This is a genomic window from Hydrocoleum sp. CS-953 (genome assembly GCF_002260545.1).
GTDB lineage: Bacteria > Cyanobacteriota > Cyanobacteriia > Cyanobacteriales > Microcoleaceae > Trichodesmium.
Map to the genome: position 1 here is coordinate 1 of NZ_LGSU01001444.1, position 13,563 is coordinate 13,563.

General features: G+C 36.4%; 8 protein-coding genes, 2 pseudogenes and 1 CRISPR repeat array. Of the genes and pseudogenes, 7 read left to right on the top strand and 3 right to left on the bottom strand.

Features of this window, described 5'->3' with window-relative positions:
* Positions 1–35 precede the first annotated feature (35 nt).
* Positions 36–539 (bottom strand): hypothetical protein, encoded by a 504-nt coding sequence (locus AFK68_RS30245; protein WP_094677637.1) that lies wholly within the window; start codon positions 537–539, stop codon positions 36–38.
* Between the two features lie 244 nt (positions 540–783).
* Positions 784–1,926, bottom strand: coding sequence for a DNA-processing protein DprA (dprA, locus tag AFK68_RS30250; protein WP_094677639.1), 1,143 nt, complete (start codon positions 1,924–1,926; stop codon positions 784–786).
* A gap of 335 nt (positions 1,927–2,261) precedes the next feature.
* Between dprA and AFK68_RS42865 the strand changes: the two genes are divergently transcribed.
* The 7 genes and pseudogenes from AFK68_RS42865 to AFK68_RS30290 all read left to right on the top strand — a co-directional run bounded on the left by AFK68_RS42865 (position 2,262) and on the right by AFK68_RS30290 (position 12,143).
* The gene (locus AFK68_RS42865; protein WP_246844553.1) at positions 2,262–2,942 is read left to right on the top strand and encodes a vWA domain-containing protein; all 681 of its coding nucleotides are present in this window, start codon (positions 2,262–2,264) and stop codon (positions 2,940–2,942) included.
* 187 nt (positions 2,943–3,129) lie between these two features.
* A complete protein-coding gene (locus AFK68_RS42870) occupies positions 3,130–3,321 on the top strand; it encodes a hypothetical protein (RefSeq protein WP_246844554.1) in 192 nt (63 codons plus the stop codon).
* Between the two features lie 487 nt (positions 3,322–3,808).
* Positions 3,809–6,708: direct repeats of the CRISPR family, unit length 37 nt; unit sequence GTTTAAACTAACTAAAATCCCTATTAGGGATTGAAAC.
* 1,230 nt (positions 6,709–7,938) lie between these two features.
* Positions 7,939–8,472, top strand: a pseudogene (locus AFK68_RS47005) (GTPase); the annotation flags it as partial.
* 194 nt (positions 8,473–8,666) lie between these two features.
* The gene (locus AFK68_RS30275) at positions 8,667–9,671 is read left to right on the top strand and encodes a GTPase family protein (RefSeq protein ID WP_371357620.1); all 1,005 of its coding nucleotides are present in this window, start codon (positions 8,667–8,669) and stop codon (positions 9,669–9,671) included.
* Between the two features lie 206 nt (positions 9,672–9,877).
* Positions 9,878–10,459, top strand: a pseudogene (locus AFK68_RS30280) (Uma2 family endonuclease).
* Between the two features lie 329 nt (positions 10,460–10,788).
* Entirely contained in the window at positions 10,789–11,208 is a 420-nt protein-coding gene (locus AFK68_RS30285) for a hypothetical protein (RefSeq protein WP_143438443.1), read from the top strand.
* A gap of 716 nt (positions 11,209–11,924) precedes the next feature.
* Positions 11,925–12,143, top strand: coding sequence for a type II toxin-antitoxin system HicB family antitoxin (locus tag AFK68_RS30290; protein WP_246844555.1), 219 nt, complete (start codon positions 11,925–11,927; stop codon positions 12,141–12,143).
* A 296-nt stretch (positions 12,144–12,439) separates the two neighbouring features.
* On the opposite strand, the gene AFK68_RS30295 is transcribed toward AFK68_RS30290, so the two are convergent.
* Positions 12,440–13,555: an ABC transporter ATP-binding protein gene (locus AFK68_RS30295; RefSeq protein WP_143438444.1), complete on the bottom strand. Its 1,116-nt coding sequence runs from the start codon at positions 13,553–13,555 to the stop codon at positions 12,440–12,442.
* Positions 13,556–13,563 lie beyond the last annotated feature (8 nt).

The following is a 13,563-nucleotide window of genomic DNA, read 5'->3' on the forward strand; positions in this document are numbered from 1 at the left end:
CCCCTACTCTTGAAAAAAGACCTTTTCAGCAAACCCTATTTAGTGGTGGGAAATGGAAATTCTTTGGGTAGACTAAATAAACTTCTACCAAATCTAGATTGAATTTCAACATTACATTTTAATGGTGCAGTTTCAAAGTCACAAAAATAAGCAGCAATTGGTTTTTTTTGACTGAGTTGGCATATTTGTAAATTATAACCATATTCTCTGGCTACGCTGCCAAAATGATTGATAAATTTATAAATATCCATATATTCTTGCTTTTGCCAAGTTAATTGATTTACTACTAAAATTACCCATGTATCATCGGGGTTAACAAACCAAGTCTCAAGAAGTTCAGAACCAAAAAAATCTTTAGTTAACCAAAGACTAGGAATACTTGGTTTAGTTTGGGATAAAGGAGGTTTAGGTAGTTCGGGAATTGAACTTCTCGGACAGGTAGGAAAAATAACTTTAGGTATAGCAGTTGCAGGTAGAAGGAAGAAGAAAGAAGGAAGAAGGAATAAGGGAAAATATGGTAATAATTTTAGATTCAACATATTTATTAAGGAAGAAGAAAGAAGGAATAATAGCAAATATATTAGATAATTATTGTAAGTATTTAGTTATAGCAGTCTTATATAGTTGTAAGATTTTATCGTAGGGGTTTGGTTGACAAACCCAAACTAAAGTGGGATTTGGAGACCAAACCCCTACATTTTTTTTCACAAATCATTTTAAACTTCTCAAAACTAATTCTTGCTCTAAAAGCAATTAACTAATAGCTGATAGCTAACCGCTTTTTTAATTCTTTTGATAACGCATTCCTGGTAATTGAGTCACTAATCCTAATAATTCTAATTGTAGGAGAGAACTAGAAACTTCCCCTGATGATAAACCTGTTTTTTGAATAATTAAATCTAAGAGAATAGGTTCACTAGAAATATGTTGAAAAATATTAGCTAACATGGGTTCTAAATCTGGCATAGAAGTCTGTTCTTTCTCCTTAAATAAAGATAATTGTTCCGAAGATTCTCCCACATCAATATCTAAAGGTGGCATTGCTCCTAACATTTCTAATAATTTATCCATAGTAATCGGAATTACCTCGGCACCTTTATTAATTAACTGTAAACAACCATGAGATTTTTCGTCATCTAAACGAGCAGGCAAAACATACACATCTCGACCAAATTCATTTGCTATATCTGCAGTAATTAAAGCTCCAGATTTTTGCGGAGCTTCCATAATTAAAATTGCTCTACTTAATCCCGCAATAATTCTATTTCGTTGGGGAAAATGTTTAGAATTTGGTTTCGTTCCTGCGGGATATTCACTAACAGCTAATCCCTGTTTAACGACTTGTTCAGCTAAACTTTTATTTTCCCTGGGATAAACCATATCAACCCCGTTTCCGAAGACAGCAATAGTTCTACCCCCCGCTTCTAGACAAGCACGATGAGCTTCCGTGTCAATTCCTGCTGCTAATCCCGAAACAATTGTAAACCCACTTTTTGCTAAAATTGTACTTATTTTCCGAGTCCAACGACGACCATATTCGGAAGATTCTCTGGTACCGACTATCGCAACTGTGGGGGTAATACCTAATATTTCTTGAGAGTCTACTATGCCTCGATAATATAGTACGGGCGGAGGTGTGGGAATTTCTTGGAGGAGACGGGGATAGTCTGGATCTGCTGGTGTCCAAAAGTTGGGATTTTTCTCAATGTGTTCTTTGAGGAGTTCTTCTGGGTTGATACGCGATCGCTCTTGGACTATTTTTTCTATTTTCTGACGGCCAAATCCTGATATCTGGCCTAATTCTGCCGGGGTTACTGTCCAAGCTCTGGCCAGGGAGTCGAATTGTTGTTTAAGTTTTTGGAGGGCAATTGGACCTATACCGCTAATTTTTGCCCATGCTAACCAATAGGCACGTTCTTCTGTCAATTATTTTGTCCTCTTGAGCAATTATTGGTTTTGAAATTATTGTAGTCGCGTGACACGCCTAAAATGTTGCAATAGTAGGGGCGGGTTTCCCTGTTAAATTAATGTAGGGGCGAATGGCCATTCGCCCCTACTGACTTCTGGCTTCACACCCCCCTAAAGTTAATTTTTTTTATATCTTCTATTGATGTTTTATTCAACATTAGCTAAAATATATATATAGGAAACAAAAGAAAGCTTTCAAAACTAACTAATTTATCTGACTGGTGACAGCTAATTTTCAAGCTGAAACCGAGGAACTTTTTATGGAATTTTTGTCAAAAACCGGAGAGAAAAATATGACTAATAATATAGAAGTAGTTTTCAGTTTTGACACGACTGGGAGTATGTATCCTTGCCTAACTCAAGTACGTCGAAAAATCAAAAGTACCGTAACTAGATTAATCTCAGAAATTCCTGGTATTCGGATTGGAATAATTGCCCATGGAGATTATTGCGATCGCGGCTCTACTTATGTGACTAAACATTTAGAATTATCCCAAAATATAGATAGTATTTGTAATTTTGTGGAAAAGGTAGAAAGAACAGGTGGAGGAGATGCGTCAGAATGTTATGAATTAGTATTACATGAAGCTAAATCTTTGAATTGGACGAGTGGGGCGACTAAATCTTTAGTATTAATTGGAGATGATATTCCTCATCCACCAGCTCAAAATCCCCAAAGGCTAAATTGGCGAAAACAGCTGAATAAATTATCAGATATGGGGGTAGCTGTATATGGAGTCCAAGCATTAAACCGTCGTCATGCCACAAAATTTTATCAAGAATTGGCAGAAAAATCTGGTGGTTTTCATGTAAAATTAGACCAATTTGCTTATATTAACGATTTATTTTTAGCAGTTTTTTATCAACAATCTTCCGACGAAAAATTACAAAATTATGAACAGGAAGTTGTGGAAAATGGGCGGATGAGTCGTGGTTTAAGTAAGATTTTTAATACTATGTTAAACCGGGAATAAACGACTGTTTATGAGTCGGCAGATTTACGAGCAGTTACGCCAGGAAGGTTCCAAGTTTTGGAGGTGGATGAGAATAAACCGATTAAAAGTTTTGTGTTAGAAAATGGTTTGAATTTTAATAAAGAGCGTGGTTTTTATGAGTTTACAAAGACAGAAACTATTCAGGGTAAAAAAGGAAATTATTTTAATGGTTCGAGCTACTGGAGATATGTTTGAGGGAGAAGCTGCACGGGAAATGTTGGGTTTGCCTCATGGTGCGACAGTGCGAATTAAACCTAATAATTTGGAGAAATATATGGTGTTTGTGCAGAGTACGTCGGTGAATCGGAAGTTGATTGGTGGGACTCGTTTTTTGTATGAGGTGGAAGACTGGGGTTAGAATTTAGAATTTAGAATTCAGAATTTAGAAGTTAAAAGTCTAAAATAGGCCATTTTTTAATTATTGGGCTAGTCAGATTAGGTTATTTGCGCGGATGGGTAGCTGTACAAGAGAGGAGGTGCAACAAAATGGCTGAGGTTGAGTCTGGGGAAAGGTTTGAACTATATAGGGTTGTTCAGGGGATTCGCGCAGTTTGCCAAATCTTTATGTGGCAATGCTTGTGGCGTTTTTTTTGGAGTGCCTCTTGTCAAGCTGTGACTGGAAATGCTATATTTACTCATGTCCCGCGCAAATGCACCTTGAAAATTAAATATGGACTGGGTTCCAAAACCCTGCTGTTTAAACTAACTAAAATCCCTATTAGGGATTGAAACGACATCTCTGATGNTGCCTCTTGTCAAGCTGTGACTGGAAATGCTATATTTACTCATGTCCCGCGCAAATGCACCTTGAAAATTAAATATGGACTGGGTTCCAAAACCCTGCTGTTTAAACTAACTAAAATCCCTATTAGGGATTGAAACGACATCTCTGATGATGACCTTATACGTCAGCGTAAAGTTTAAACTAACTAAAATCCCTATTAGGGATTGAAACTAAACCAGAACAAACTATCAAAGCCGACCATACGTTTAAACTAACTAAAATCCCTATTAGGGATTGAAACACTATCCTACATAGAATATCTCCTATACAATGTGCTGGTTTAAACTAACTAAAATCCCTATTAGGGATTGAAACAGCAATCAAGCCTATCCTTGCTTAGTTGATGGTTTAAACTAACTAAAATCCCTATTAGGGATTGAAACGCCTGCCCACCTTCTGCCAATAAGGATTTGGATAAAGTTTAAACTAACTAAAATCCCTATTAGGGATTGAAACGTAAAGTAAGCTTCTCGAGCATCCAAAGGTTTTGTTTAAACTAACTAAAATCCCTATTAGGGATTGAAACAGCCAATCGCTCTGCATAACAATTTAAACAGCCGTTTAAACTAACTAAAATCCCTATTAGGGATTGAAACCTTTAATTTTAATTATTTCATTAAATTCTGAAAAAAGAGTTTAAACTAACTAAAATCCCTATTAGGGATTGAAACAAAGATGGTATAACTTACCTTACCTAACTTAATTGTTTAAACTAACTAAAATCCCTATTAGGGATTGAAACCACATTTTAAATGAGCCAACCAAATTACCGCAAAAAGTTTAAACTAACTAAAATCCCTATTAGGGATTGAAACAAGCAATTTTCACTAATAAATTCTGCTACTAACACTGCAGTTTAAACTAACTAAAATCCCTATTAGGGATTGAAACTTGCTGTGCTGCAATTATTCTTAACTTGCGATGAATTGCGAGGGTTTAAACTAACTAAAATCCCTATTAGGGATTGAAACCTGCTTATGTTGCCAACCTAATTGAAGAAAAATTAGTTTAAACTAACTAAAATCCCTATTAGGGATTGAAACACTATCTCCATCTAGTAGTTCCTTGTCTTGTTTAAGTTTAAACTAACTAAAATCCCTATTAGGGATTGAAACACTAAATTAGGTGACTGACTGCTGACTGTTTTTGTGGGTAACGTTTAAACTAACTAAAATCCCTATTAGGGATTGAAACAACTTACCTCACCTATCTTTTTCCGAAATATTAGTTTAAACTAACTAAAATCCCTATTAGGGATTGAAACAAAAAAGCGTTCAGAGATGCCGACGACAATGGCGAGTTTAAACTAACTAAAATCCCTATTAGGGATTGAAACCTACAGTGACATCAGATATATTAAAGATTCGGTAAGTTTAAACTAACTAAAATCCCTATTAGGGATTGAAACGAACCAATATTTGTTACAGAAATCATCATAATAAAGTTTAAACTAACTAAAATCCCTATTAGGGATTGAAACTGATTTGATTTTTAACTCTCTATCCATGACTGATTCAATCGTTTAAACTAACTAAAATCCCTATTAGGGATTGAAACAAACAAAAAAAATACTTTTATAAGCAACAGAGAGGTTTAAACTAACTAAAATCCCTATTAGGGATTGAAACAAAAAAGCATCATGCTAACTAACAATATTAGACCGTTTAAACTAACTAAAATCCCTATTAGGGATTGAAACCCTCTATCGAAAATGGATTAATATCTAAATGCTCGTTTAAACTAACTAAAATCCCTATTAGGGATTGAAACTCAGCAGCTAGAATAGGAACCCCAAAAGCTTCACAAGCAACGTTTAAACTAACTAAAATCCCTATTAGGGATTGAAACTTACCGCTCCCACTTTTGCCCCAAAGGACAGTAATAGGGAAAGTTTAAACTAACTAAAATCCCTATTAGGGATTGAAACAAAGCAAGGCTTTACTCCATAGTCCTGCTTACCATCCGTTTAAACTAACTAAAATCCCTATTAGGGATTGAAACGTGTCCTTTCCTACCTCACTGGTGAACGCGACATATTAAAGGGTTTAAACTAACTAAAATCCCTATTAGGGATTGAAACGCACCTGTTGCAGGGCACAGGTATATAGTTAATGGGTTTAAACTAACTAAAATCCCTATTAGGGATTGAAACCTTATAAAGTAGACTATCCTCTTTGCTGGAATGAGTTTAAACTAACTAAAATCCCTATTAGGGATTGAAACAATCATTATCGCAGGAAAAAATTACTTTTAAAGGTTTAGTTTAAACTAACTAAAATCCCTATTAGGGATTGAAACAATTTGGCAAAGAGCAAAAATATTTTTAACTAATGTTTAAACTAACTAAAATCCCTATTAGGGATTGAAACTTAATATGCGCTCGCTAATGCACTTTTTGGATATGAGAGTTTAAACTAACTAAAATCCCTATTAGGGATTGAAACAATAGATTTTGGTAGTCACCCTCCATCATTTTTTTTATTGTTTAAACTAACTAAAATCCCTATTAGGGATTGAAACTTTGCCAGCCTTCTTTATTATAAAATCCGCGACAGTTTAAACTAACTAAAATCCCTATTAGGGATTGAAACAGATGCCGGAGAAATTGACATTGAAACTTACGAAGAGTTTAAACTAACTAAAATCCCTATTAGGGATTGAAACTACTATAAGTGACTCCGTATCAAACGATACGTTTCTGTTTAAACTAACTAAAATCCCTATTAGGGATTGAAACGCTGGTAGTATCTCAAGAACGCTACCTGCTGTCGGCGATCCGTTTAAACTAACTAAAATCCCTATTAGGGATTGAAACAGCAATGAATATATCGACAAGCCTGGCGAGAATTTTAGGTTTAAACTAACTAAAATCCCTATTAGGGATTGAAACACGGTAGTGCTGGTAGAGTTGTGCTGGAAATATAGTTTAAACTAGCTAAAATCCCTATTAGGGATTGAAACACCTAACATNGTTTAAACTAACTAAAATCCCTATTAGGGATTGAAACAGCAATGAATATATCGACAAGCCTGGCGAGAATTTTAGGTTTAAACTAACTAAAATCCCTATTAGGGATTGAAACACGGTAGTGCTGGTAGAGTTGTGCTGGAAATATAGTTTAAACTAGCTAAAATCCCTATTAGGGATTGAAACACCTAACATAACTCCTGCAATTGATTTTCTTCATTCTTTTTCACTCAATAATTTCATCGTACTGGTTATTATCCTCTTCTGCTTGCTGTTTCATAGAAGTCAGAACCTCCTCTAATGAAGTTTTATCTAACCACTGATGACGTTCTTGGGTATAATCTCCACAACCAGAACTATAGTATTGAAGAAATCAGAGCGTATCAACAACATTCATAACTTTTGTTAGACAGAATTTATTTGAAAATAATATCATATATAGTAGCTAGTTTTTGTAGGGTGCGTTAATAAAATGTAACGCACCGCCTCAATGGTAAAACTACCCCAGTGTTCAACGGTGCGTTACGGCGCAATATAATATTTGACAGCTCAACCGTAGTTTCTAGTAAGCGCCTAACGCACCCTACTGGACTACTACTAAACTTATTATATAGACTAACTTATATATACAACATGATACAACTAAAAAAATGGCAGTTAGCAATGCTCGCTATTCCCCCGCTTGCTGTAGTCGCTTTCCTAATGATATCCGCTGGTAGACAAATCAATAGTTGGGGTATCAACTGGATATGGGGAATATTCGCCCTTGTGTTTGTGGGGTGGCGTTGGTTGCTGGTCAAATGGACTCGACCTACAGTTACACAAATGGAAGAGGTAATAGCAGAAGTTAACAAACAAATTCCTACCACAGATAACACGAGAACCCCACCCATAGAAAACGAAACTACTAAACAACTAGAAACCACCCTGCAAGAAATTCTCAAATCATGTCGTAACGATCCCCCATTCTGGGAAGACTGGCAAATATTCTGGCAGCGTTGCCAAGAAGTGGTAGTTGCCGTTGCAAATGCTTACCATCCCGAAGTCAAATATCCCCTACTCAATATTTACATCCCTCAAGCTTACGGTTTAATTCGAGGTACTGTTGATGACGTAGACAGATGGATGCAAAAATTATCCCCTACTCTGAATCAAATAACTGTTGGTCAAGCATATCAGGGATATGAAATTTACCGCAAATTAGAACCCTCAGCTCGAAAACNTGCCGTTGCAAATGCTTACCATCCCGAAGTCAAATATCCCCTACTCAATATTTACATCCCTCAAGCTTACGGTTTAATTCGAGGTACTGTTGATGACGTAGACAGATGGATGCAAAAATTATCCCCTACTCTGAATCAAATAACTGTTGGTCAAGCATATCAGGGATATGAAATTTACCGCAAATTAGAACCCTCAGCTCGAAAACTTTTCCAAGCTTGGGGTTGGGCGCAATGGTTACTTAACCCTGTAGCAGCAGCAGCTAAAGTTGCTAGTCGCCGTTACAGCGAACAAGCAAACCAGCAATTATTATTCAATTTTAGTCAAATATTACGGGAAGTGGCGTTACGAAATTTATCTCGACAGGCGATCGCTCTCTATGGAGGTAGCAACTTAGAATTTTCTGATTCTGCTATTCCGACTCCGAGTCTCCCGAAAGCAGAAACTCAAACCCTGGAGCAAATTCTGGCAAAAGCTGAACCTGCGGAAATTGTGGAGCAAAAACCAGTGAATATTTTGTTGGTGGGGCGCACGGGNATTACGGGAAGTGGCGTTACGAAATTTATCTCGACAGGCGATCGCTCTCTATGGAGGTAGCAACTTAGAATTTTCTGATTCTGCTATTCCGACTCCGAGTCTCCCGAAAGCAGAAACTCAAACCCTGGAGCAAATTCTGGCAAAAGCTGAACCTGCGGAAATTGTGGAGCAAAAACCAGTGAATATTTTGTTGGTGGGGCGCACGGGAGCAGGTAAAAGTAGTTTAATTAATACTCTATTTGAAGCAGATCGCGCCGAAGTCGATGTGTTGCCGAGTACGGATGAAATTAAAAATTATCAGTGGCAAACGGAAATGGGAGAAATTCTCAATCTTTGGGATACTCCTGGTTACGAACAAGCTAACCGCACTGACTTACGAAAATTAGTGCTTGACTATGCTCAAACAGCAGATTTATTGTTGTTAGTTACCCCTGCACTCGACCCCGCGTTGCAAATGGATGTAGATTTTCTCCAAGATATGAAACGGGAAATTAAAGATTTGCCAACTATTGTGATGATGACGCAAGTTGACCGTTTACGCCCGATGCGGGAATGGGAACCACCTTATGAGTGGGTTTTTGGGAAACGTGCTAAGGAAAAATCTATTCGGGAGGCGACTCAATATCGGATAGAAATATTAGGAGATTTTTGTAATCAAGTTTTGCCTGTTGTGACGGCAGATATTAAAAGTAATAGAAATGCTTGGAATGTTGATGCTATCTCTTTGTCTTTAGTAGAAACTATTGATCCTGCAAAACAATTACGTCTAGCTAGATTTTTACGCGATCGCGAAGCTCGTAGTCTCGCAGCAGCTAAAATTATAGATCGTTATACTTTTCAAATGGCAACTACTCAGGGATTAACTGCTTTGTTGAAAAGTCCGGTATTGCAGTTTATTTCTACTTTGACAACAGGTTCCCCAACTTTAGCTTATATACTAGCAGAAAAAATTCCTGTAGAAGAGTTGCCTGTAGTTATTGGTAAATTACAGATGGCTTATGATTTGTTTTCTCTATTGAGTGGGGATAATAATTTGGGTAATTTTGACCTGTTAGTATTATGGCCTTTATTATTAGAAAATCCCTCTTCACCAGACCGTAACGCTTGGGCGTTTGGTCATGCTTTGGTTGAGTATTGGATGCAGGATTTGAGTGTTGTACAATTGCGGGAAAAGTTCGAGAATTATTTGAAAATTTAATATAATTATGTTCGTAGTTGGGCTTTAGCCCAATCCTAAGTATCCTATTATAATAAAAGAGTTTACTTAAGGTTTAATATTAATTACTTTTCGGGTTAAAGCCTAACTATAAACAAAGACTTTATTGAGGTTTAATATTAATTATTTTTCGGGCTAAAGCCAAACTACAAACAAAAGTAATTATCTTAATATGATATTAAAAAACTATGGTTACAACTAATTTAATTCAGACAATAGCAGTTAATATTCCCAAAGAAATTAACCTGAAAATTAGTCACGAACAATTTCTTGAATTAGCCCTGGTTAACCGAGATTTACAATTAGAAAGAACTGCCACAGGAGAATTAATTGTTATGGCACCGACAGGAAGCAGTACGGGAAATCGAAACTCAAGTATTACAGGACAACTTTGGTCATGGAACTATCAAACAAAATTGGGAAAAACTTTTGATTCTTCTAGTGGTTTTCATTTGCCTAATGGTAGTAGTCGTTCCCCCGATGCTGCTTGGGTAAAACTGGAAAAATGAGATGCTTTAACTAGCGAACAACAAGAAACTTTTGCGCCTTTATGTCCCGATTTTGTAGTAGAATTACGTTCTAAAAATAATACTATTTTAGAGTTACAAAAAAAGATTAAAGGATATCAGTAAAATGGTGCAATATTAGGTTTGTTAATTGATAGTAAAAACCGCAAAGTAGAGATTTATGGGCAAAATCAGGAAGTGGAAATATTGGATAATCCTAATAGTTTATACCAATTCTCATGCATTAACGCTATACTTGGATAAAACTTCAGTTATTAAGTAATTAAACTAAGATAATTACTTTTTTTGTTAGAAAAGAGCAATTTTAGCATTAATTATTCTTGTTTGTAGGGACGTTGCATGGAACGTCCCTACACTCCCCTACTTCAATCAAATATAGAAAAGTTTTTGAGAAATGGTATTATCTGGAGAAGATGTATTGCCTGGGTTTATTTTAGATTTGACAGAAGTTTGGTAAGGGTTTTTTATGGGAAGACTACAGTTTAACTGTAGATTTGAGCTATAATATTTCCTAACTGCCTTGGCAGTTGATGTATATACTTTTTTGAAGCATTTATCAAAGGATGATTACTATGAATTTTATTAAAGCTGGTAGGATAGAAAAAAGTTTAATCACAATAATAACTCTAGGGATGGGGATTATTATTTCTAGGCCCAGTCTTGCTAAAACTACTATTGGAGATTTACAACGCGATCGCAATGTGACTATTTCTGGACAAGTGATAGAAATTTCGAGCGATGAATTTATGCTTGATGGTGATACGGGGAAAATTTTAGTCTATCTTGATGATGGGAAACTCACGAATTTATTAGTGGGAGAAGAAGTAATAGTAGAGGGAGAGTATGACGATGATGATTTTGATGCTATATCTATTACCCACCAAGATGAAAGTGTAATTAATTTTCAGTTAGCTTCAGATGATGACGACGATGATGATGATGACGATGATGACGACGATGATGATGATGATGACGATGATGATGATGACTAAGTAGGGTGTGTTTTGCTGTCGCATCACTCCGTTTTTCATTTCGCGCAGCGTTAACGTTTGCGGAGCATTCCGGAANCGACGATGATGATGATGACGATGATGACGACGATGATGATGATGATGACGATGATGATGATGACTAAGTAGGGTGTGTTTTGCTGTCGCATCACTCCGTTTTTCATTTCGCGCAGCGTTAACGTTTGCGGAGCATTCCGGAACGGAAAGTTTTGCGGAACGCTAAACGCTACGCGACATGTTTGCGGAGCATTCCGTCAGGAAAAAGCGTTTCGGCTAAGAGCCGACATGAATGCGCAACATTCCGCAGGAAAGCGTAACGCACTGAAACATTTTGGGTGGTGCGTTAATGAAATGTAACGCACCCTACTGGATTGTTTCATCTTAAAATGGTGCGTTAGATTAGGAGTGTCGGAAGTGTAGGGAGGGTGGGGAGAAAAAGGTACCTAGAAACAAAAATCTATTGCACAGTTTGAGCTGAAACAGTCCACTACTGCTTTTGCTAATATTGATGGTAAAATCTTATTCTCCCAAAAAGAATCCTCTGCACAGAAGAGCGATATCGCTGCCGCTAGGCTCCGCCTTTCATCTCGCCCAGCGAAACGCGTCAGCAGAACGGAGTTCTATCGCTTCCCACTTCCTCCCTTGCCAAAACTGCTCCTTTGAAGTATCCTACCATAAACAAAACCAGTTCCCAAAAAATGCCCATGAAAACAAAAAGCTTTACTGCCATAGTTTACCGAGAAGAGGATATGTATATAGCTGAATGTCCTGAAATTGGTACACTTGACCAAGGTGCCACAATTGAAGAAGCACTAGCAAATCTTAAAGAAGCAACAAGACTATATCTCGAAGAGTGTCCGCCACCAGACGAGATAACCCCAAGATTTGTTACCAATATTGAAGTTAGTTATGCCTAGACTGCCAAGAATTTCCAGCAGCGATCGCTCATAAATACCCATATCATCCGATGATAGTTTTCTATTTACCATTTAGCTAAGAATAATTGCTAATTTTTCCCTAACTTTAACCTTTCTTGCTCTGACAATTTTTCTGCTAAAACACTAATATTTTCCACCGGAATATTAACTTTAACTTTCTCACCAATAGCATATTGATTTAGATGAAAAGGATTAATATTTTGTCTGCGGATAACTATTTTAGTTNATATCATCCGATGATAGTTTTCTATTTACCATTTAGCTAAGAATAATTGCTAATTTTTCCCTAACTTTAACCTTTCTTGCTCTGACAATTTTTCTGCTAAAACACTAATATTTTCCACCGGAATATTAACTTTAACTTTCTCACCAATAGCATATTGATTTAGATGAAAAGGATTAATATTTTGTCTGCGGATAACTATTTTAGTTTTATCAGTTAAGCGCACAACATAACGAGTATCTGTACCAATATAAACTAAATTTTCTATTATCCCATAAAAATCAGATTCTGCTGTGAAAGTTGGCGGGGAAATTTCTATTTTTTCTGGTCTGACAACTAAGGTAATAATTGTATCTATTGGCAGATGATTAACGGAGGGTATTAATAAGGGCAAATATTCATCTATTAAGACCAAACTTTTATCCTCTTGATGTGCAGTTATTCGCCCAGTTAAAAAGTTACTTTCCCCAATAAATTCAGCTACAAAACGAGTTTTTGGTTGTTCATAAATCTCCACCGGAGTTCCTACTTGTAAAACTTCTCCTTGGTGCATAACTGCTATCCGGTCAGACATAGTTAAAGCTTCTTCTTGGTCGTGAGTAACATATATAAAAGTAATACCCAACCTTTGCTGCATTTGTTTTAATTCCAACTGCATTTCTTTGCGTAATTTTAAATCTAAAGCACCCAAAGGTTCATCAAATAATAATACTGCTGGTTGTTTAATTAATGCTCTTGCTAAGGCGACTCTTTGTTGTTGCCCACCAGATAATTGTCGGGGATAACGCTTTTCCATATCTATTAATTTTACTTGAGCCAAAGTATCAGTTACCCGACGATTTATTTCTGAGCGCTGGAGATTTTCCATTTCTAATCCAAAGGCAATATTTTCTGCCACTGTGAGATGGGGAAATAAAGCATAATTCTGAAAAACTGTATTGACTGGGCGATGAAATGGCGGACTATTTCCCATTAATTTGTCTTGAATATAAATTTCTCCAGATGTGGGAATTTCAAAACCAGCTATCATTCTTAATGTGGTAGTTTTACCACATCCAGACGGACCGAGTATGGAAAAAAATTCTGATTTTTTTATCTGGAGATTTATATTATTTACAGCGATAAATTTTTTTTGATTTTGACTAGGGAATATTTTGGCAATATTGATGAGATTGA

Excerpts from the sequence above, each read along its gene's own strand:
- AFK68_RS42865 (WP_246844553.1), top strand. The coding sequence starts at position 2,262 with ATGACTAATAATATAGAAGTAGTTTTCAGTTTTGACACGACTGGGAGT.
- AFK68_RS42870 (WP_246844554.1), top strand. The coding sequence starts at position 3,130 with ATGGTTCGAGCTACTGGAGATATGTTTGAGGGAGAAGCTGCACGGGAA.
- AFK68_RS30285 (WP_143438443.1), top strand. The coding sequence starts at position 10,789 with ATGAATTTTATTAAAGCTGGTAGGATAGAAAAAAGTTTAATCACAATA.
- AFK68_RS30245 (WP_094677637.1), bottom strand. The coding sequence starts at position 539 with ATGTTGAATCTAAAATTATTACCATATTTTCCCTTATTCCTTCTTCCT.
- AFK68_RS30290 (WP_246844555.1), top strand. The coding sequence starts at position 11,925 with ATGCCCATGAAAACAAAAAGCTTTACTGCCATAGTTTACCGAGAAGAG.